Annotated in this window: 13 protein-coding genes; 8 read left to right on the top strand and 5 right to left on the bottom strand. The window is 66.6% G+C overall.

The window, feature by feature from the left end:
* Positions 1-52: 52 nt before the first annotated feature.
* From DN388_RS11355 to pgm, 3 genes are all read left to right on the top strand, one after another.
* Positions 53-1,705, top strand: coding sequence for a VRR-NUC domain-containing protein (locus DN388_RS11355; RefSeq protein WP_058540292.1), 1,653 nt, complete (start codon positions 53-55; stop codon positions 1,703-1,705).
* The gene (locus DN388_RS11350) at positions 1,702-3,963 is read left to right on the top strand and encodes an ATP-dependent DNA helicase (RefSeq protein WP_254999848.1); all 2,262 of its coding nucleotides are present in this window, start codon (positions 1,702-1,704) and stop codon (positions 3,961-3,963) included. Before DN388_RS11355 ends, DN388_RS11350 begins: the two co-directional genes overlap by 4 nt.
* 95 nt (positions 3,964-4,058) lie before the next feature.
* Positions 4,059-5,699, top strand: coding sequence for a phosphoglucomutase (alpha-D-glucose-1,6-bisphosphate-dependent) (gene pgm, locus DN388_RS11345; protein WP_058540290.1), 1,641 nt, complete (start codon positions 4,059-4,061; stop codon positions 5,697-5,699).
* Between the two features lie 89 nt (positions 5,700-5,788).
* On the opposite strand, the gene DN388_RS11340 is transcribed toward pgm, so the two are convergent.
* The gene (locus tag DN388_RS11340) at positions 5,789-6,487 is read right to left on the bottom strand and encodes a pirin family protein (RefSeq protein WP_043864092.1); all 699 of its coding nucleotides are present in this window, start codon (positions 6,485-6,487) and stop codon (positions 5,789-5,791) included.
* Between the two features lie 222 nt (positions 6,488-6,709).
* Here DN388_RS11340 and DN388_RS11335 point away from each other — a divergent pair, with 222 nt between their 5' ends.
* On the top strand, positions 6,710-9,199 hold the full coding sequence (locus DN388_RS11335; RefSeq protein WP_254999843.1) for a UvrD-helicase domain-containing protein: 2,490 nt from the start codon (positions 6,710-6,712) through the stop codon (positions 9,197-9,199).
* Here DN388_RS11335 and preA read toward each other — a convergent pair.
* The 3 genes from preA to hydA all read right to left on the bottom strand — a co-directional run bounded on the left by preA (position 9,181) and on the right by hydA (position 13,389).
* Entirely contained in the window at positions 9,181-10,455 is a 1,275-nt protein-coding gene (preA, locus tag DN388_RS11330) for an NAD-dependent dihydropyrimidine dehydrogenase subunit PreA (RefSeq protein WP_254999842.1), read from the bottom strand. The genes DN388_RS11335 and preA overlap by 19 nt on opposite strands.
* A complete protein-coding gene (locus tag DN388_RS11325; RefSeq protein ID WP_254999841.1) occupies positions 10,456-11,823 on the bottom strand; it encodes an NAD(P)-dependent oxidoreductase in 1,368 nt (455 codons plus the stop codon).
* A 126-nt stretch (positions 11,824-11,949) separates the two neighbouring features.
* The gene (hydA, locus tag DN388_RS11320) at positions 11,950-13,389 is read right to left on the bottom strand and encodes a dihydropyrimidinase (RefSeq protein ID WP_054914390.1); all 1,440 of its coding nucleotides are present in this window, start codon (positions 13,387-13,389) and stop codon (positions 11,950-11,952) included.
* Positions 13,390-13,736: 347 nt separating this feature from the next.
* On the opposite strand from hydA, the gene DN388_RS11315 reads away from it, so the two are divergent.
* From DN388_RS11315 to DN388_RS11305, 3 genes are all read left to right on the top strand, one after another.
* Positions 13,737-15,224: an NCS1 family nucleobase:cation symporter-1 gene (locus DN388_RS11315; RefSeq protein WP_043863977.1), complete on the top strand. Its 1,488-nt coding sequence runs from the start codon at positions 13,737-13,739 to the stop codon at positions 15,222-15,224.
* Positions 15,225-15,263: 39 nt separating this feature from the next.
* A complete protein-coding gene (locus DN388_RS11310; RefSeq protein ID WP_043863976.1) occupies positions 15,264-16,544 on the top strand; it encodes a Zn-dependent hydrolase in 1,281 nt (426 codons plus the stop codon).
* 265 nt (positions 16,545-16,809) lie between these two features.
* Positions 16,810-17,517, top strand: coding sequence for a YebC/PmpR family DNA-binding transcriptional regulator (locus tag DN388_RS11305; protein WP_043863975.1), 708 nt, complete (start codon positions 16,810-16,812; stop codon positions 17,515-17,517).
* A 28-nt stretch (positions 17,518-17,545) separates the two neighbouring features.
* On the opposite strand, the gene DN388_RS11300 is transcribed toward DN388_RS11305, so the two are convergent.
* Entirely contained in the window at positions 17,546-18,853 is a 1,308-nt protein-coding gene (locus DN388_RS11300) for a leucine-rich repeat-containing protein kinase family protein (protein WP_054914392.1), read from the bottom strand.
* A 129-nt stretch (positions 18,854-18,982) separates the two neighbouring features.
* On the opposite strand from DN388_RS11300, the gene DN388_RS11295 reads away from it, so the two are divergent.
* Positions 18,983-20,872, top strand: coding sequence for a propionyl-CoA synthetase (locus DN388_RS11295; RefSeq protein ID WP_254999839.1), 1,890 nt, complete (start codon positions 18,983-18,985; stop codon positions 20,870-20,872).

Here is a 20,872-nt window from a genome sequence, read left to right as displayed (position 1 = left end):
CCGCCTGTCTGTATGTATAACCAGTGGATTCCTTCTGCTGGTTACCCGCTCCGTGATCGCCCATTCCGTCGCCGACCCGTTCTATTACCTGTGCAACTTTCAGCAGGTACTGGCCTGGGTGCAACTGCGCTACGCCGACCTGCTCGATGAACACGAACACGCCTTCATTCAACAGTTCGCGACGCTGGGCCAGGCCTCCCAGGCCCTGCTGGTACGCATGGTGATGCGCAAGGGGGTGATGTTTCGCGCCAGCAAGCTGACCTACCTGGAAATCGGCGCCATCGAGCCTGCCGCCGCGCCGCTGGTGGCGCTGGGCTGGCTCGACGACCAGCCGAGCCTGGGCCTGGACCACCTGTTCCAGCTGCTGCGCAAGGACGAAATCGCCCGCTGTTTCGCCGACGTGCTGGAGCGCCCGCGGGCTGCCAAGGGCGAACTGCTCGAACAGTTGTCGGCGCTGTATGCCGAGGCCAGGCCCCTGCGTCAGTGGTGGCCCGAATTCGACGAACCGGTGTACGTGCTGCACCTGCAGGCGCTGTGCGATCGTCTGCGCCTGCTGTTTTTCGGCAACCTGCACCAGGACTGGTCGGAGTTCGTGCTCGCCGACCTTGGCCTGCTGCGCTACGAGCAGGTCGCGTTCGGCGAGGATTCCCGGGCGCTGCGCGAGCGCGCCGATATCGACCTGTGCCTGGCCCTGCACACCTGTGCCGAGCAGCTCGAGGCCGGGCAGCCGGTCGAGCAGGTGCTGGCACTGCTGGACGGCCTGCAGCCGAGCAACCCGTGGCTGGAACGGCGCCGCGCCAGGTTGCTGTTCCAGCTTGGCCAGCATTGCGAGCGCAGCGGCGACTGGGCCCAGGCCCTGAACATCTACCCCCGCAGCAACCACCCCCAGGCACGCATCCGGCATATCCGCGTGCTGGAGCGCAGCGCCGATCATGCCGCCGCCCTGGAGCTTGCCAGCGTAGTGGGCGCCAAACCGGCCAACGCGCTGGAGGTCCAGGCGCTGGCGCGCATCGTGCCCCGCCTGCAGCGCAAGCTGGGCGGCCCGCCACAGCGTCGGCGCGCCCCGGCAGCGATCAGCCGGCTGGACCTGTGCCTGCCTGTCGATCTGTCGACGCTTGGCGTGGAGCAGGCGGTGCAGGTGCACCTGGCGGCCGATGACGGGCCGGTGCACTACGTCGAGAACACCCTGTTCAACAGCCTGTTCGGGCTGCTGTGCTGGGAAGCCATCTTCGCGCCCGTGCCCGGCGCGTTCTTCCACCCGTTCCAGAGCGGCCCGCTGGACCTGCACGATGCCGGCTTCCAGGCGCGCCGCGCCGAGCATTTTGCCGCCTGCCTGGGGCAGCTGGACGATGAGCGCTACCGCCACACCATCCTGGCCAACTACCAGGCCAAGCACGGCCTGCAATCACCCTTCGTGTACTGGGAACTGCTGGATGCCACGCTGTTGCAGCAGGCCCTGGACTGCCTGCCGGCGGCGCACCTCAAGCGCTGCTTCGAGCGCCTGCTGGAGGATATCCAGGCCAACCGCGCCGGCATGCCTGACCTGATCCAGTTCTGGCCCGGGCAACGGCGCTACCGCATGATCGAAGTGAAGGGCCCGGGCGATCGCCTGCAGGACAACCAGCTGCGCTGGATCGCCTTCTGCACCGAGCACGGCCTGCCCGTCGAGGTGTGCCACGTGCAGTGGGCACAGCCGGCAGCATGAGCTACAAGGTAGCGGTGCGTGCGCTGTGCGAGTTCACCGCCAAGGTCGGTGACCTGGACCTGCGCTTCACCCCGTCGCCCTCGGCGCAGGAGGGCATCACCGGCCACCGCACGGTGGTTACGCGTCGGGGTCGGGGCTATGAGTCGGAGGTGGCGCTGGAGGGGCAGTTCGAGCAGTTGCAGGTACGCGGGCGCGCCGACGGCTACAACCCGGCGCTCAACCGCCTGGAAGAGATCAAGACCTACCGCGGCGACCTGGCCAGCCAGCCCGACAACCACCGCCAACTGCACTGGGCACAGGCCAGGGTGTATGGCTGGCTGCTGTGCCAGCAGCGAGAACTGGCCGAGGTGAACCTGGCGCTGGTGTACCTAGACGTGGACAGCGACCGCGAAACCCTGGTGGAGGCCCGCCATACCGCCGCCGAACTCGAGCAGTTCTTCATCGTCCAGTGCACGCTGTTCCTGCGCTGGGCCCAGCAGCAGATGCAACGCCAGGCCTTGCGCAACAGCGGCCTGCAGGCGCTCGCGTTCCCCCACGCCAGCTTTCGTACCGGGCAGCGCGAGCTGGCCGAGACCGTGTACAAGGCGGTAAGCACCGGCCGCTGCCTGATGGCCCAGGCCACCACCGGCATCGGCAAGACGCTGGGCACGCTGTTCCCGTTGCTCAAGGCGATGGTGCCGCAGCAACTGGACAAGGTGCTGTTCCTGACCGCCAAGACGCCGGGGCGGGCGCTGGCGCTGGAGGCCGTGCAGCGGGTCATGCACGCCAGCCCCGAGCTGGCCCTGCGTAGCCTGGAACTGGTGGCACGGGAAAAGGCCTGCGAGTTTCCCGGCACCGCCTGCCACGGCGAAGCCTGCCCGTTGGCCAAGGGCTTCTACGACCGCTTGCCCGCCGCCCGCCAGGCCGCCGCGCAGCAGCCGGTGCTGGACCAGGCCCGCCTGCGCGAGGTAGCCCTGGCGCACCAGGTGTGCCCGTACTACCTGGGGCAGGAGATGGCGCGCTGGGTGGATGTGCTGGTGGGCGACTACAACTACTACTTCGACCAGAGCGCCTTGCTGTTCGGCCTGGCCCAGCTCGACCAGTGGCGGGTGGCGGTGCTGGTGGACGAGGCGCACAACCTGGTGGAGCGTGCACGCCAGATGTACAGCGTGAGCCTCGATCAATGGCAATTGAAGGCCCTGCGGCGTGATCCCCCGGCAGGCATGGCCAATGCCTTGCAGCGCCTTGACCGGGCCTGGAACGCCGTGCACAAGGACCAGGACGTTCCCTACCGCGCCACCGGCCAGTTGCCCGAGGCCTTTCTCAAGGCGCTGCAGCGTTTTGTCAGCCATGTGCAGGACAGCATGAACCAGCAGCCTGCCGGCGTCGAAGGGCCGCTGTTGCAGCTCTTCTTTCAGGCTTCGCAGTTCCTGCGCCTGTGTGAGGTGTTCGACGAGCATTTCGTGTTCGACATCAGCAAGCGCGACGGCCCGGGCCGGCGCAGCCTTTCCACCCTGTGCCTGCGCAACGTGGTGCCGGCGCCGCTGATCGGCCCGCGCATGGCCGCTGCGCGCAGCGTCACGCTGTTTTCCGCCACCCTCAGCCCACGCCATTACTACGCCGACCTGCTCGGCCTGCCGGCCGACACCGCGTGGCTGGACGTGGCCTCGCCGTTTGCCGCCGAGCAGTTGCAGGTGCGCGTGATCAGCAGCGTGTCGACGCGTTTCCAGCACCGGCAGGCGTCACTGGCGCCGATCGTGGAACTGATCGCCGAGCAGTACCGCCTCCAGCCGGGCAACTACCTGGCGTTCTTCAGCAGCTTCGACTACCAGCAGCAGGTGGCGCGGCTGCTGGCCGAGCGCTACCCGCACATCGTGCAATGGTCGCAGTCGCCCGGCATGGACGAGGCGCAGCGCAAGGGCTTTCTCGAACGCTTTGTCGAAGACGGGCAGGGCGTGGGCTTCGCCGTGCTGGGCGGGGCGTTCGGCGAAGGGGTCGACCTGCCGGGCACCCGGCTGATCGGCGCCTTCGTTGCCACCCTGGGGCTGCCCCAGGTCAACCCGGTGAACGAGCAGCTCAAGCTGCGCATGGGCGCTCTGTTCGACGCGGGCTTCGATTACACCTACCTGTACCCCGGCGTGCAGAAGGTGATCCAGGCGGCCGGGCGAGTGATACGTGGCACTGAAGATCGCGGTGTGGTCATGCTGATCGACGACCGTTTTGCCGAGCCCCGGGTGCAGCGGATGTTTCCCGGCTGGTGGGCACCGCAGTACAAATAGTCGCGGCGCGCGGGATCGCCGCCGTCGCGTTGTGGTCGAAGTGCCAGTAAACTGCGTATTTTCATCACCCTGTACATCTTTACTTGAGGTTTTGCATGAAGCTCAGTCCCTTGGCGGGTAAACCGGCGCCAGCCTCCGTGCTGGTCGATATCCCCCAGCTGCTGACCGCGTACTACACCGGCCAGCCCGATGCAGGCGTCGCCACCCAGCGCGTTGCCTTTGGCACGTCGGGGCACCGCGGCAGCTCCGTGGACCTGGGCTTCAACGAAGCGCACGTGCTCGCCATCAGCCAGGCCATCTGCCTGTACCGCAAGGCGCAGGGCATCGACGGGCCGCTGTTCATCGGCATCGACACCCATGCGCTGTCGACCCCGGCGGCGGCTACCGCACTGGAGGTGCTGGCAGCCAACGGCGTCGAGGTGATGCTGGCCAAGGATGACGAGTACACCCCGACCCCGGCCATCTCCCACGCCATCATCTGCTACAACCGTGGCCGCAGCCGTGGCCTGGCCGACGGCATCGTGATCACCCCGTCGCACAACCCGCCGCAAAGTGGCGGCTTCAAGTACAACCCGCCCAATGGCGGCCCGGCCGACAGCGACGTCACCAAGTGGATCGAGGCCAAGGCCAACGAGCTGCTGGCCGACGGCCTCAAGGGCGTACAGCGCATGGCCCATGCACAGGCCCTCAAGGCCAGCACCACGCACCGTCACGACTACCTGGGCAGTTACGTCAGCGACCTGGTCAATGTGATTGATTTCGATGTGATTCGTGGTGCGGGCCTGCGCCTGGGTGTCGACCCGCTGGGCGGTGCCGGGGTGCGTTACTGGTCGGCGATTGCCGAGCACTACAAGCTCGACCTGGACGTGGTCAACACCGAGGTCGACCCCACGTTCCGCTTCATGTGCGTGGACTGGGACGGCCAGATCCGCATGGACCCGTCCTCGCCTTACGCCATGCAGGGCCTGATCGGCCTGCGCGATCGGTTCGACGTGGCGTTCGGCTGCGACCCCGACCATGACCGCCACGGCATCGTCACCCCGTCAGGCGGCCTGCTGGCGCCGAACAACTACCTGGCGGTGTCCATCGACTACCTGTTCCAGAACCGCCCGCAATGGCGCGCCGATGCGGCCGTGGGCAAGACCGTGGTCAGCAGCGGCATGATCGACCGCGTGGCGGCACGCCTGGGGCGTCGCCTGTACGAAGTGCCGGTGGGCTTCAAGTATTTCGCCGATGGCCTGTTCGACGGTTCGCTGGGCTTTGGTGGGGAGGAGAGCGCCGGCGCCTCGTTCCTGCGCAAGGACGGCACGGTGTGGAGCACCGACAAGGACGGCCTGATCCCGTCACTGCTGGCGGCAGAGATGACCGCCCGTACCGGGCGCGACCCAAGCCAGGCATACGAGTCGCTGACCGAGGCGCTGGGCAGGCCGTTCTCCACCCGGGTGGATGCCAAGGCCACGCCGCAGCAGAAGGCCCAGTTGGGCAAGCTGTCGCCGCAGCAGGTCAAGTCGACCACGCTGGCAGGCGAGCCGATCGAGCAGATCCTCAGCCATGCGCCGGGCAACGACCAGGCGATTGGCGGGTTGAAGGTGATGACGGCCAACGGCTGGTTCGCGGCGCGGCCGTCGGGCACCGAAGACATCTACAAGATCTATGCGGAGAGCTTCGTCGACGACGCGCACCTGCAGCGCCTGGTGGGTGAGGCGCAGGAGCTGGTGGACGCTGCCATCGCCTAAAAGCTTCGCGGGTCAAGCCCGCTCCCACAAGGTTTTGCGGCGTTCGCAAACCCTGTGGGAGCGGGCTTGACCCGCGATGACGTCGGTACCTACGCCACATCCACCAGCACAATCTCGCTGTCTTGCAGCGCCACCACCCTGAGCACCTGCTCATCCTCCACCGCCACCCCGTCGCGGGCCTCGGCGCGCAGGCCGTTGACCTCGATCACGCCCTTGGCCGGCACCAGGTAGGCCCGACGACCCGCATCGATGCGGTACTCGGCGCTTTCCCCGGCCTTCAGCGTCGCCGCCACCAGCCGCGCATCGGCGCGGATCCCCAGGCTGCCTTCATCCCCCTCGCGCCCGCTGGCCAGGGTCACGAACCCTTCGCCGCGCTCGCCCTTGGGAAACGGCCGCACGCCCCACGACGGTGCCTGGCCCACACGCTGGGGCACAATCCAGATCTGGAAGATCCGCGTGTCCACGGCCTCCACGTTGTACTCGCTGTGGGTGATGCCGGTACCGGCGCTCATCACCTGCACGTCACCGGCTTCGGTACGGCCCTTGTTGCCCAGGCTGTCCTGGTGGGTGATCGCGCCTTCACGCACATAGGTGATGATCTCCATGTCGCGGTGCGGGTGCGGCGGGAACCCGCTGCCGGCGGCGATCAGGTCGTCATTCCATACCCGCAGCGTGCCCCAGTTCATGCGGCGCGGATCGTGGTATTCGGCAAAGGAGAAGTGATGGTGGGCATCCAGCCAGCCATGGTTGGCGTGGCCAAGGGTGTCGAAGGGGCGCAGTTGCAGCATGCTCGTGTCCTCGGTAATCAGGTGGATGGCGCTGATGATCCTCTCGATAAACATCGAAAAAAAGCGTAAATATCGGCTAAATATGATCGTTATGTTCGATATATAACCTGCGGTAGTTTCGCCGCTTCGTCGCCTAATCCACTGATCTGAAAGCATTCGGCTGGTGATTTGGTCGTGATAAAGCGAACATGGCCGCTGGTTGAATTGATTGCCGGAGTCGGTGTGTCACACGAGCGTCCCAAGCTACCCACGGATCTAACCCCACCCGCGCAACTGCCCTGGGTCAGACGTCTGGCCGCACGCCTGCTGGGCCGTGGCCTGAGCCGGTTGCAGGCACAGCACCGCGATTCGTGGTTCCAGGGCCATGCCAACGGCCAGCGCACCGGGCATGCCGACGGGCTGCGTGAAGGCTATGAAGAAGGGCGAGTGGACGGCTTCGAGGCCGGGCGCCAGGTGCTGGTGATCCGCGATACGCGCCCGGATGCCCACGGCGTGCCGGGGCTGGACGATGCCCTGTTCGACGACTGGCGCCTGCCGCTGACCCCCGAGCTGAAGAAGCGCTTCAAGGCCGACGTCGCTGCGCGCCTGCCGGCCCACGCCCAACCCAGCGCAGCGCAGTGGAAGATGATCTTCAGCGACACGCCGTCCACCTGCGTGATCGCCGGCGCCGGCGCTGGCAAGTCCACCTCGCTGGTACTGCGTATCCTGTTGCTGCGCCATTACCTGGGTTTCGAGCTGGAGGCCATGACCGTGGTCACCTTCACCCGCGAGTCGCGCAAGGACTTCATTGCCCGCCTGGTGCAGGTGTTCGGCCTGTGGCAACTGGCCCTGAGCCCGGTGCAGGCGCGTGAGCTGGTGCGCACCTTCCATTCGCGCATCCTGCCGCTGGTGCGCAGCCTGCCGGGCTTCAGCCAGGTGCGGGCGTTCGAGACCCTGGGCAGCGAGCAGCCCGGGGGCAGCGAGGCGGGCGTGGACAGCAACCCGTTCGACCTGCGCATCAACGATGCCCAGCGCCAGCAACTCAACCTGTGCTACCGCGACCTGCTGCACACCAGCCCGCGGTTCGCCGAGCTGATTGCCGGGCTGCGCCGCGAAGCCCTGCAGCTCAAGGCCCTGGACCGCGACCACCCCGACGTGCAGAAGCGCGTGGCGGTGACCCAGCTGTCGTCCGGGCGCGACGAAGAGCTGTGCGACGTGATCGAAGACCTGTGGTTCCAGGCAGGTGCCTGGCCGATCAAGGGTATCGAGCCCAGCCGCGAAACCGTCGAAATCAACGGCAGCCGCTTTCATTTCCACGGCCATATCGCCGAGCTTGACGCCTGGGTGGTGCTGGGTTTCGACCCCAAGGAGAATCAGCAGTACAAGCGCCCCGGCGCCAAGCTGCCGGTGTGGGCCGAATGGGTGATCAAGCGCACGCTGTTCCAGGCGTTCTGCGACAAGCCGGTGATCTGGCTGGAAAACTACGCGGCGGCCAAACGCCTCACCGCCTCGCTGGCCGGTGATGCAGTGGCCGGGCCAGGCTTTGACTACAAGGTAAAAGGCGAGCTGGGCGCGGCGCCCTTGCTGGATGCGTTCGTCGGCGCTGCCGGGTTCATCGAGAACCTGGGGTTGGATGTGAGCGTGGCGGTGGGCGGCATGAGCTTCCCGCAGGGCGACACCGACGCGCTGTTCTTCGAGGCCCTGAGCCTGTACTGGAAGGCGCTGGAGGCGCACCTGCTGGCACAGTCGCCGCCGATCATGAGCTACAACCGCATGTTCGCCCTGTTCGGCGAGAACAACCCGGAAAACCTGCGCCTGCTGCCCGACCCGATGCTGCGCCCGTTGTCGCACCTGATGATCGACGAGTTCCAGGACGTGTCGCCGCAGATCGTCTCGTGGCTGCGCGCCTGCCTGCGCGAGATCCGCCGGCGCGGCCCGGCCATGCACGTGGGGCAGGTGGCGCAGCATTCCTCGCTGCTGTGCGTGGGGGACGACTGGCAGTCGATCTATGGCTGGCGCGGCAGCTCGCCCAAGTACTTCATGGAGTTCGCCAAGCAGTTCGTCGCCCCCAGCACCACCCGCGTGATGCTGGCCGACAACTACCGCAGCCACCAGCACATCATCGATGCAGCCGAGCATATCGTTAAGTCGGCCCCGGCAATTGCCGGCAAGAAGGCCCGTGCCTGCGGCCCGGCGGCCGAGCAGCCGGTGCCGGTGATGGTGATGGAGCGCGACGAAGCCACACTGGCCCGGCAGTTGATGGACCACTACCGCGATGGCGAGTCGGTGATGCTGCTGTACCGCAAAAGCGTCGACAAGTCGGTGATTGCCGAGCACCTGCAGCCCTTGCTCAACCACGAGGCCGGCCTGCCGGCGGCGCAGCGGCGGTTCCGCCAGCTCACCTACCACAGCGCCAAGGGCCTGCAGGCCGATGCGGTGTTCATGCTCGGTGACTGCCAGCACCTGACGCGCTCGCCGTACAAGAACCAGGTGTACCGCCAGGCCGGGCTGGGCCGCGCGGGCGACCCCGAAGGCTACGACAACGCCCAGAAGGACGAGATCCTGCGCCTGGCCTACGTGGCCATCACCCGCGCGATCAAGCACTGCTACTGGCATGTGGAGACGCCGACCGGGGAGGCGGCGAACCTGCCCCGGGCGTCTGTTCAGGTGGACGGGAACAAGGCCTGCTTCGAAGACCTGCGCGGGGCGCAGCCTCAGAACGCCTCGCGGTAGGGGTTGCGTGGGTCGTGCAGCCAGTCCAGGAACGGCTTGCCGGTGTCCTGGGGCACCATCTCGATGCAGCCCTCCACCGGGCAGGTGATCTGGCACAGGTTGCACCCCACGCACTCGGCGTCGATCACCTCGTAGCGGTGCCCGCCCTCGGCCTTGACCAGGCTGGCGATGGCCTGGTGCGAGGTGTCTTCGCAGGCAATGTGGCAGCGCCCGCAGCCGATGCAGGCCTGCTGGTCGATCCTGGCGATCACCTGGTAGTTGATGTCCAGGTACTTCCAGTCGGTGGTGTGGCCCACCGCGCGCCCGCGAAAGTCCTGCAGGCTGTGGTAGCCCTGACTGTCCATCCAGCGCGAGAGGCCGTCCTTCATTTCATCGACGATGCGAAAGCCATGCAGCATCGCCGCGGTGCACACCTGCACCGAGCCGCAACCCAATGCAATGAACTCGGCGGCATCCCGCCAGCTGCCGATGCCGCCGATGCCACTGATGGGCAGCCCGTGGGTGGCCGGGTCGCGGGCGATCTCGGCCACCATGTTCAGCGCGATCGGCTTCACTGCCGAACCGCAGTAGCCACCGTGGGTACTGGCCTCGCCGACGATCGGCAGGGCGATCATGCGCTCAAGGTCGACGCTGGTGATCGAGTTGATGGTGTTGATCAGCGACACCGCGTCGGCGCCGCCCCGGTGCGCGGCGCGGGCCGACTGGCGGATGTCGGTGATGTTGGGGGTGAGCTTGACGATCACCGGCAGCGAGCAGTAGGTCTTGCACCAGCGTGTCACCTGCTCGACGTACTCCGGCACCTGGCCCACCGCCGCGCCCATGCCGCGCTCGGGCATGCCGTGGGGGCAGCCGAAGTTCAGCTCGATGCCGTCCGCCCCGGTGGCCTCCACCAGCGGCAGGATGGTTTTCCACGCGTCCTCCACGCACGGCACCATCAGCGATACGATCAGCGCGCGGTCGGGCCAGGCCTTTTTCACCTGGGTGATCTCGCGCAGGTTGATCTCCAGCGAGCGGTCGGTAATCAGCTCGATGTTGTTGATGCCCAGCACCTCGCGGTTGGGCCCGAAGTGCGCCGAGTAGCGTGACGACACGTTGACGGCGGCGGGGTCTTCGCCCAGGGTTTTCCAGACCACGCCACCCCAGCCGGCCTCGAACGCACGTATCACGTTGTAGGCCTTGTCGGTGGGCGGTGCGGAGGCCAGCCAGAACGGGTTGGGCGCCTTGATGCCAGCGAATTCGATCGACAGGTCTGCCATTTATGCGGCCTCCACGTTGAGGGTCAGTTGGGCATGGATGGCCTCGGCGGCCCGCTTGCCGTGCTGCACGGCCTGTACGGTGAGGTCCTGGCCCAGGTGCGTGCAGTCGCCGCCGGCGTACACGCCCGGCAGGCTGGTGCGCAGGTTGTCGTCCACGCGGATACGCTCGCCATCACGCTCCAGTTGCAGGGCCTGCGGGTCGCTCAGGGCCTGGCCGTCGAAGGCCTGGCCGATGGCCTTGAAGATCGCATCCGCCGCCAGTTCGAAGGTTTGCCCAGTGGTTTGCAGACGCCCGTCCACCAGGTGCGTGCGGGCAAAGCGCATGCCGCGCACCCGGCCCTGGTCGTCGAGCAGCACCTGCTCGGGCTGGGCCCAGGTCAGCAGCCGTACCTGGTTGGCCTTGGCGATGTCCTGTTCATGCTGGGTGGCGCCCATGTCCTGCAGGCCACGGCGGTACACCAGGTTGACGTCATGGGCGCCCAGGCGGGCCATCTGTACTGCCATGTCGATGGCGGTGTTGCCGGCGCCGAGCACGATGCAGCGTTCGGCCAGGGGCAGGGTGCTCAGGTCGTCGGCCTGGCGCAGCTCGCGGATGTACTCGGTGGCGCTGAGCAGGCCGGGGGCGCCTTCGTCGGGCAGGCCCAACTGGCGGCTGGCGGCCAGGCCCAGGCCGAGGAACACCGCGTCGAACTGCTGTTGCAGCTCGCCCAGGCTGAGGTTGTCGCCCAGCACCTGGCCGTGGCGGATCTCGATACCGCCCACCTGCAGCACGAAGTCCAGCTCGCGCTGGGCGAAGTCGTTCACCAGCTTGTACTTGGCGATGCCGTATTCGTTGAGGCCGCCGGCCTTTTCCCGTGCTTCGAAAATCACCACCTCATGCCCGTGCCAGGCCAGCCGGTGGGCGCAGGCCAGGCCTGCGGGGCCGGCGCCGACCACGGCGATGCGCTTGCCGGTGCTGGGCGCACGCTGGAACGGGTGCTCGGCGAACTCGGCATGATCGACCGCGTAGCGTTGCAGCAGGCCGATCAGCACCGGGGCGCATTCCTGGGCGTTGTTGCGCACGCAGGCCTGCTGGCAGAGGATCTCGGTGGGGCACACCCGGGCGCAGCTGCCACCGAGGATGTTGGCCGAGAGAATCTTGATGGCCGCGCCCTGCACGTTGTCCTGCTGGATGTTGCGGATGAAGGAGGGGATGTCGATGTCGCTGGGGCAGGCGTCGACGCAGGGGGCGTCGTAGCAGTACAGGCAGCGCGCGCTTTCCACGGCGGCCTGGCGCGGGGTGAGGGGCGGAGCCAGGTCGCTGAAATGCGTGGCGAGGGTGGCGTTGTCGTCTTGCGGGTGCGGGAGATGGTTCAAGGCGTTGATCACGGTAGTGGCCTCTTTGTTTTTTTATAGAAACCGGGGCGCTGGCGCGCCCATCGCGGGTCAAGCCCGCTCCCACCGGGATCGCACGACACCTGTGGGAGCGGGCTTGACCCGCGATGCTTTAAAGGCTCAGCGCTTGACCGCGCCGGGCCTGCACTGCTGCGCACGCTTGCTCAGCAGGTCGAACACCGCCGGGTATGCCGGCCGTTCGACATAGCGCCCGGCGCCGCGCTCGGCGCGCAGGTCGCCGTCGGCCCACACCAGCTTGCCCTGGCTGATGGTATGGCTGGGCACCCCGCGCACCGTCTTGCCTTCGAAGATGTTGAAGTCGACGTTCTGGTGGTGGGTCTTGGCCGAGATGGTGCGCGTGCCGTGCGGGTCCCACAGCACCAGGTCGGCATCGGCGCCGACCCGCAGCGCACCCTTGCGTGGGTACAGGTTGAAGATCTTGGCGGTGTTGGTGGAGGTGAGGGCGACGAAGTCCTGCATCGACAGCCGGCCGGTGTTCACGCCTTCGTCCCACAGCACCGCCATGCGGTCCTCGATGCCCGCCGTGCCGTTGGGGATACGGCTGAAATCGTCACGCCCCGCGGCCTTCTGCTCGGCGCAGAAGCAGCAATGGTCGGTGGCGGTGGTATGCAGGTTGCCCGATTGCAGCCCGTGCCACAGGGCCTCCTGGTGCCCGCGCGGGCGAAACGGCGGGCTCATCACATAGCCGGCCGCCGTCTGCCAGTCGGGGTGCTGGTACACGCTGTCGTCCAGCAACAGGTGCCCGGCCAGCACTTCGCCGTACACCGGCTGGCCCTTGGCGCGGGCATAGGTGATCTCGTCCAGCGCCTCGCGGGTGGACACGTGCACCAGGTACAGCGGGGTGCCGAGGGTTTCGGCAATGCGGATGGCACGGCTGGCCGCTTCGCCTTCCACCTGCGAAGGGCGCGACAGTGGGTGCGCTTCGGGGCCGGTGATGCCCTGGGCCAGCAGCTTGCGCTGCAGGTGGTACACCAGCTCGCCGTTCTCGGCATGCACCGTGGGCACCGCGCCCAGCTCCAGGCAGCGCTCGAAGCTGCCGACCAGGGTGTCGTCGGCGGCCATGATCGCGTTCTTGTAGGCCATGAAGTGCTTGAAGCTGTTCACCCCGTGGTGGTTGACCAGCTCGGCCATTTCCTCGCGCACCTGCTCGCTCCACCAGGTGATGGCCACGTGAAAGCCGTAGTCGGCCGCCGATTTCTCGGCCCAGCCGCGCCACTGGTGAAAGGCTTCGAGCAGCGATTGCTGCGGGTTGGGGATCACGAAGTCGATGATCGAGGTGGTGCCGCCGGCCAGGCCGGCGGCGGTGCCGGTGTAGAAGTCCTCGCTGGCCACCGTGCCCATGAAGGGCAGCTGCATGTGGGTGTGGGGGTCGATGCCGCCGGGCATCAGGTACTGCCCGCTGCCATCGAGCACGGTACAGCCGGCGGGGACGTCGAGGTTGTGGCCGATGGCCTGGATCAGGCCGTCTGCGCAGTACACGTCGGCCGGGTAACTCTCGTCATGGGTAATCAGGGTGGCGCCACGAATCAAAAGCGTCATCACGAAGCTCCTCGCAGGCTTGACCGGTTGCTACCGGCTCTAGATTTTTGTCGTGATCGGCGCCGGAGTAATCCTGTCATCGCCGTCAAGAATTGAATCTAGTTGGCGATCCGGGATTGGGCAAGATTATTTTTTATATGCTTATTCTGTTTTCAACTTACTGAAAAATAAGAATAAAACTTCTTTTTACGGGTTAGGAAAGGTTTCTGGCGAGTCCTGTCTTGCTTGACAGGATGCGTAAATGGTCAAGATTTCTCAGATCACCTGACCGTGATTGCCTTACCTGCACGCGCAAGACTCCGGCGCCTCATCGCGAGGTGCACATAACCAGAAAAGTGGAGCGGCCAATGCACCAGACCCGATCGCAAGTGAGCGAGCGTGACGGCTTGTTCGAGCTCGACGCCGGCACCGACGTCCTCGACAGCCCTCGCTACAACCATGACATCGCCCCGACCAAGGTGGGGCAGCGCACCTGGAACAAATGGCACATCACCGCACTGTGGGTCGGCATGTCGATCTGCGTGCCCACCTACACCCTGGGCGGGGTGCTCACGGCGTACTTCGGCCTGACGGTGGGCGAGGCGCTGTTGGCGATCCTGCTGGCCAACACCATCGTGCTCATCCCGCTGACGCTCAATGCCTTCCCCGGCACCAAGTACGGCATCCCGTTCCCGGTGCTGCTGCGCTCCTCGTTCGGCATCATCGGCTCCAACGTGCCGTGCCTGATCCGCGCGCTGGTGGCGTGCGGCTGGTTCGGTATCCAGACGATGTTCGGCGGGCTGGCCATCCACCTCTTCCTGGGCTCGTTCTGGCCGGAATGGAAGGCGCTGGGCGGCACCGGCGAGGTCATCGGCTTCATGCTGTTCTGGTGCCTTAACCTGTGGGTGGTGCTGCGCGGCGCCGAGTCGATCAAGTGGCTCGAAACCCTGTCGGCACCGCTGCTGGTGCTGGTGGGTGCCGGGCTGCTGGTGTGGGCGCTGCCCAACGTGTCGTTCAGCGAACTGCTGGCGCAGCCGCCCAAGCGCCCCGAAGGCGCCAGCGTGACCGGCTACTTCTTCGCCGGGCTGACCGCCATGGTGGGTTTCTGGGCCACGCTGTCGCTGAACATCCCGGACTTCAGCCGCTACGCCCGAAGCCAGAAGGACCAGATCCTGGGGCAGATCTTCGGCCTGCCGCTGACCATGTTCCTGTTTGCCGCGCTGGGGGTGGTGCTGACCGCTGCCTCGGCCTCGCTGGTGGGCGAGACGGTGTCCGACCCGGTGAGCCTGATCGGGCATATCCAGAGCCCGCTGTGGGTGGCGCTGGCCATGGCGCTGATCATCATCGCCACACTGTCGACCAACACCGCGGCCAACATCGTTTCGCCCACCAACGACTTCCAGAACCTGGCGCCCAAGTGGATCGGGCGTACCACCGCCGTGCTGCTGACCGGGCTGGTGGGCCTGCTGCTGATGGCCCATGAGCTGCTCAAGAAACTCGGCCTGATCGTCTCGGACGTGAGCCTGGAGTCGGTGTATTCCAACTGGCTGCTGGGCTATTCCAGCCTGCTGGGGCCGATTGCCGGGATCATGGTGGTGGACTACTTCCTGCTGCGCAAGCAGACCCTCGACCTTGCCGGGCTGTACCGCGACGACGTGTACCCGGCCTGGAACGCGACCGGCTTCATCGCCTTCGGCGTGCCGGTGGTGCTGACCCTGTTGTCGCTGCACAGCCCGGCGTTCAGCTGGTTCTACGACTTCGGCTGGTTCACCGGCTCGGCGCTGGGCGGGGTGATCTACTACGCCCTGGGCAGCCTGAAGGGCGCGCGTGCCACCAGCCTCAAACCCACCGTGTAACCCCACGGCCCGCAGAGGCCGGCCAAGCAGGAGATGCTCATGCAAACCGCTAAGGACGTTCTGCAAAGTACCCAGGCCCACATCGATGGCCAGCGCCTGTGGCAGTCGCTGATGGAGCTGGCGCAACTGGGTGCCACCGCCAAAGGCGGCGTATGCCGCCTGGCCCTGACCGACCTGGACCGCCAGGCCCGCGACCTGTTCGTGCAATGGACCGAGGCTGCCGGCTGCACCGTCAGCGTGGACGGGGTGGGTAACATCTTTGCCCGCCGGCCCGGGCGCAACCCGCAACTGCCACCGGTGATGACCGGCAGCCACATCGACACCCAGCCCACCGGCGGCAAGTTCGATGGCTGCTTCGGGGTGCTGGCCGGGCTGGAAGTTCTCCGTACACTCAATGACTTGCAGATAGAAACTGAGGCGCCACTTGAGGTTGTGGTGTGGACCAACGAGGAGGGCTCGCGGTTCGCGCCGTGCATGATGGGCTCGGGCGTGTTCGCCGAGAAGTTCACCCTTCAGGAGACGCTGGCCAAGCGCGATGCCCAGGGCGTGAGCGTGGGCGAGGCGCTGAATGCGATCGGCTACGCCGGCACCCGCGCGGTCAGTGGGCACCCGGTGGGCGCCTATTTCGAGGCGCATATCGAGCAGGGGCCGATCCTGGAGGACCAGCGCAAGACCATCGGCGTGGTGCTCGGCGCGCTGGGGCAGAAATGGTTCGACCTCACCCTGCGCGGTGTCGAGGCCCACGCCGGGCCGACCCCGATGCACCTGCGCAAGGACGCCCTGGTAGGCGCCAGTGCGGTGGTGGCGGCGGTCAACCGCGTGGCTCTGGAGCATCAGCCCCATGCGTGCGGCACGGTGGGCTGCCTGCAGGCGTACCCGGGCTCGCGCAACGTGATCCCCGGCGAGGTGCGCATGACCCTGGATTTTCGTCACCTGGAGCCGGCGCGGCTGGACTCGATGATCGCCCAGGTGCAGGAGGTGATCGCCGCGACCGCGCAGCAGCATGGGCTGACCTACACGCTGACGCCCACCGCGGACTTCCCGCCGCTGTACTTCGACAAGGGCTGCGTGGAGGCGGTGCGCAGCGCGGCGCAGGGGCTGGGCATGTCGCACATGGACATCGTCAGCGGGGCCGGGCACGACGCGATCTTCCTGGCCGAACTGGGCCCGGCCGGGATGATCTTCGTGCCGTGCGAGGGCGGCATCAGCCATAACGAAATCGAGAATGCCGACCCCAAAGACCTGGCGGCTGGGTGCGCAGTGCTGCTCAGGGCGATGCTGGCGGCGGCGCAGGCAGTGGCGCAGCGTGAAGCTGCTTAACTACATGATGTTTTTGGCTTATCTGATTGATATATATGAAATAAAAATAACAACTTAAAGTGGTTTCTAGGTTGTGGTTGCTGGCCTCTTCGCCGGCAAGGCCGGCTCCTGCAACGCCATTAGGAGCCGGCCCTGCCGGCGAAGGGTTCACCAGGCCCGGCAACAGCCCAGCGTTTTTTTGTCGATTGCCCGGCGCAGCCTGTATAAACTGCACGCCACCTTGCTGGTCGCTACCTGAACCGGCAGCTGAAACAAGAGAGTCGAGATGGGCGCACAGTGGAAAGCCAAGCATAGAGAAGTAGCAGCCAACGCCAAGGGCAAGATCATGGGCAAGCTGTCCAAGGAGATCCAGATCGCGGCCAAAGCCGGTGCCGACCCGGACATGAACCCGCGCCTGCGCCTGGCCGTGGAACAGGCCAAGAAGGCCTCGATGACCAAAGAGACCCTGGAACGCGCCATCCGCAAGGGCGCGGGCCTGGATGGCGACGCGGTGCAGTACCACCACGTTACCTACGAAGGCTTCGCCCCGCATCAGGTGCCGTTGATCGTCGAATGCCTGACCGACAACGTCAACCGCACCGTGGCGCAGATTCGCGTGCTGTTCCGCAAGGGCCAGCTGGGCGCTTCGGGTTCGGTGGCCTGGGACTTCAACCATGTCGGCCTGATCGAAGCCAGCCCTGAAACCCCTGATGCCGACCCGGAAATGGCCGCCATCGAAGCCGGTGCACAGGACTTCGCGGAAGGTGAAGAAGAGGGCTCGACCCTGTTCATCACCGACACCACCGACCTGGACGCGGTACAGAAGGCCTTGCCGCAACAGGGCTTCAAGGTGATCTCGGCCAAGATCGGCTACACCCCCAAGAACCCGGTCAGCGGGCTCAGCGACGAGCACATGGCTGAAGTCGAGGCATTCCTGGAAGCCATCGACGACAACGACGACGTGCAGAACGTGTACGTCGGCCTGGCGGGCTGATAACCCACTTCGCCGGCAAGGCCTGCTCCTACGCCTCTTGCAGGAGCCGGCCTTGCCGGCGAAGCACCCGTTCAACCTGCGCAAAATCCGGCCTTGCCAGCACCTGCGGCTGAACACAGCTCGCCTGCAGGTCCGCCAGTTCCTCTGACGCCTCCCCGCAACACGCCAGCAGTTCCCCCAGCAACACCCCGAACGCCCGCACCTCGATACGCTGCAATGCGTCTGCTGCAACACTGCCATCCTGCGCAAAGAACGATGCCGCGCCAAAGTCCCCGAGCACCGCGTTGCCCTGTGCATCGCACAGGATGTTGTGCGCGTACAGGTCGCCGTGGGTGATGCCGCGCTGGTGCAGGTGCGCTGCGACCGACGCGATGGCCGTCGCCAGCCGGGTTGCGGCTTGCAGGCCAAGGCACAGGTCAGGCGGGTAGACGTCTCGGGTGCAGGTTTGCAGGCTGGGCGGCCCGGCCAGGGCAGACAGGTGGGTGCCCACCAGCGCCATCAGCAACCCCGGCACCTGGTGCGGGTGGTTGGCTACCTGCCCCAGCAGCGGGATCAGGTTCGGGTGGGCGCCAGCTGCCACGCACGCCTGCATTTCGTTGAGCGGCGAGCCATCGCTGGTCATCTGGCCCTTGTACAGCTTGAGCGCCGCCTTTCGGCCCGCCACCTGCACGCGGTGAATCACCCCGGAGGCGCCCTGGCCCAGCACCTCGCCCAGCTCGAGGGCGTGCCAGTCGATGGCGTCGCACCGGCCCGGCGCCTGCGGCGCCGCAAGGCCCAGGGGCAAGGGGTTGCCGGCATACGCCAGCCACGCCAGGCGGGGCATCGTCAGCAGCCACTGGGGCAGTTCGCTCAACCGGTTGGCCGACACCCGCAGCAGTTCGAGCCGCTGGCACCGCGCAAGGCTGGCCGGCAGGGCGCGCAGGCGGTTGCCCGCCAGCATCAGCTTTTGCAGCTGCTGGCAGTCGCCCAGTGCGTCGGGCAACTGTTCAAGGCAATTCTCGGTCAGCACCAGTGCCCGCAGGTTGGGGCCCAATGCGGCGGCCGGCAGGTGCGTGATGCGGTTGTTGCGCAACCCGACCATTTCCAGGCGCAGGCACTGGCCTACGCTGGCCGGCACCTCGGTGAACCGGTTGTGGGAGCAGAACAGCACCTTGAGCCGGTGCAGCCGGCCCAGGTCATGGGGCAGGCTGCTCAACGCATTGCCGCTCAGGTTGAGCACTTCGAGGCTGTCGGCCAGTTCGAAGATCTCATCCGGGAACTGCGTGAGCCCGCAGCTCAGGTCGAGGCGGGTGGCACCTGCCAGGCGGCCGCGCCTGAGGTCGTCGAGGGTGTGCATGAAGGGGCTGCAAGGGCAATGAAGACGGCGGCGATGATACCCGACTTAAGTACCATGGCAGGCGCGCAATTGGCGTCCATACTCGATATTCGCCCTTTTAATAACAACAAAGTTCAGGGTTACCGATCGATGACTTACCAGCACAGCTACGACCGCTCCATTGCCGACCCCGCCGCGTTCTGGGCCGAACAGGCTGACCACCTGGCCTGGTACCGCAAGCCTGCGCAGACCCTTGTGGCCAACCCCGACGGCACCCACCAGTGGTTTGCCGACGGGCAACTCAACAGCTGCTACCTGGCCCTCGACCACCAGATCGAGCAGGGCCGTGGCGAACAGACCGCACTGATCTACGACTCGCCCGTCACCGATACCCGACAGACCTTCACCTTCGTGCAACTGCGCGACGAGGTGGCGCGCCTGGCCGGCCTGTTGCGCGAGCTGGGGGTGAAGCAGGGCGATGGGGTGATCATCTACATGCCGATGGTGCCGCAGGCGGCCATGGCAATGCTGGCCTGCGCCCGCATCGGCGCGGTGCATTCGGTGGTGTTCGGTGGCTTTGCCGCCAACGAGCTGGCCCTGCGCATCGACGATGCGCGGCCTGCGTTGCTGCTCACCGCCTCCTGCGGGCTGGAGTTCGACCGCGTCATCGAATACAAGCCGCCGGTGGACAAGGCCCTGCAACTGGCCACCCACCAGCCGCGCCAGGTGCTGGTGCTGCAGCGCCCGCAGGCCCGCGCGGAGCTGCGCGAAGGCCGCGATCTGGACTGGCAGGCGGCAGTGGCTGCGGCCAGCCCGGTGCCACCGGTGGCCTTGGCCGCAGGCGACCCGCTGTACATCATGTACACCTCCGGCACCACCGGCAAACCCAAGGGCATCGTGCGTGAGAACGGCGGCAACGCCGTGGCGCTGCGCTTTGCCCTGCGCCATATCTACGGCATGCAGCCGGGGGATGTGTGGTGGGGCATCTCTGACGTGGGCTGGGTGGTGGGGCACTCGCTGATCGTCTACGGGCCGCTGATGAACGGCTGCACCACGGTGTTCTACGAGGGCAAGCCGATCCGCACCCCGGACGCTGCCGCCTACTGGCGCGTGGTGGAGCAGTACCGGGTCAACGGGCTGTTCTGCGCACCCACGGCCATGCGCGCAATCCGCAAGGAAGACCCGCAGGGCGAGCTGTTCAAGCGCCATGACCTGAGCTCGCTGCGCCAGATCTTCCTGGCCGGGGAAAAACTCGACTCCAGCACCCATCAATGGCTGGAGGCGGCCAGCGGCAAGGCCGTGCACGACCACTGGTGGCAGACCGAAACCGGCTGGCCGGTGACCGCGCCCTGCGTCGGGCTGGAGGGTTGCGGGGTGCGTCCGGGTTCGAGCAACCGCGCCGTGCCGGGTTACCACGTGCGCGTGCTGGACGACGACGGGCACCTTCTGGGCCCCAACGAGCAGGGTGCCATCGTGATCGCACTGCCGCTGCCACCCGGCTGCAGCCAGACGCTGTGGGGCGACCATGCGCGCTACCTGCAGGCCTACCTGCACAGCCACCCCGGCTATTACCACACCGGCGATGGCGGCTACCTCGACGAGGACGGTTTCGTCTACATCATGGGGCGCACCGATGACGTGATCAACGTGTCCGGGCACCGGCTGTCCACCGGCGAGATGGAAGACCTGGTGGCGCGCCACCCGGCGATTGCCGAGTGCGCGGTGGTGGGGGTGCGCGACGAAATCAAGGGCCAGGTGCCGTTGGGCCTGGTGGTGCTCAAGGACGGGGTCAGCCTGAGCGAGCAGCAGTTGCAGGCCGAACTGGTGGCCAGCGTGCGCGAGCAGATCGGCGCGCTGGCCTGCTTCAACCAGGTGCGGGTGGTCAAGCGCCTGCCCAAGACCCGCTCGGGCAAGATTTTGCGGGCGGTGCTGCGCAAGATCGCCGACCACCAGCCCTACACCCCGCCCTCGACCCTGGACGACCCGGCCGTGCTGGCCGAGATCGAAGGGGTGCTGGCCAGCCTGGCGCGGGCCAGCTGA

Origin of the sequence: Pseudomonas sp. S12(2018) (genome assembly GCF_024355235.1) — a bacterium.
In the GTDB taxonomy this organism is placed as follows: Bacteria; Pseudomonadota; Gammaproteobacteria; order Pseudomonadales; family Pseudomonadaceae; genus Aquipseudomonas; species Aquipseudomonas palmensis.
This window is presented reverse-complemented; position numbering and strand designations above follow the sequence as displayed.

What these genes read in the sequence shown, in the direction of transcription:
- DN388_RS11350 (WP_254999848.1), top strand. Translation starts at nt 1,702, where the DNA reads ATGAGCTACAAGGTAGCGGTGCGTGCGCTGTGCGAGTTCACCGCCAAG.
- pgm (WP_058540290.1), top strand. Translation starts at nt 4,059, where the DNA reads ATGAAGCTCAGTCCCTTGGCGGGTAAACCGGCGCCAGCCTCCGTGCTG.
- DN388_RS11340 (WP_043864092.1), bottom strand. Translation starts at nt 6,487, where the DNA reads ATGCTGCAACTGCGCCCCTTCGACACCCTTGGCCACGCCAACCATGGC.
- preA (WP_254999842.1), bottom strand. Translation starts at nt 10,455, where the DNA reads ATGGCAGACCTGTCGATCGAATTCGCTGGCATCAAGGCGCCCAACCCG.
- hydA (WP_054914390.1), bottom strand. Translation starts at nt 13,389, where the DNA reads ATGACGCTTTTGATTCGTGGCGCCACCCTGATTACCCATGACGAGAGT.
- DN388_RS11315 (WP_043863977.1), top strand. Translation starts at nt 13,737, where the DNA reads ATGCACCAGACCCGATCGCAAGTGAGCGAGCGTGACGGCTTGTTCGAG.
- DN388_RS11310 (WP_043863976.1), top strand. Translation starts at nt 15,264, where the DNA reads ATGCAAACCGCTAAGGACGTTCTGCAAAGTACCCAGGCCCACATCGAT.
- DN388_RS11305 (WP_043863975.1), top strand. Translation starts at nt 16,810, where the DNA reads ATGGGCGCACAGTGGAAAGCCAAGCATAGAGAAGTAGCAGCCAACGCC.
- DN388_RS11300 (WP_054914392.1), bottom strand. Translation starts at nt 18,853, where the DNA reads ATGCACACCCTCGACGACCTCAGGCGCGGCCGCCTGGCAGGTGCCACC.
- DN388_RS11295 (WP_254999839.1), top strand. Translation starts at nt 18,983, where the DNA reads ATGACTTACCAGCACAGCTACGACCGCTCCATTGCCGACCCCGCCGCG.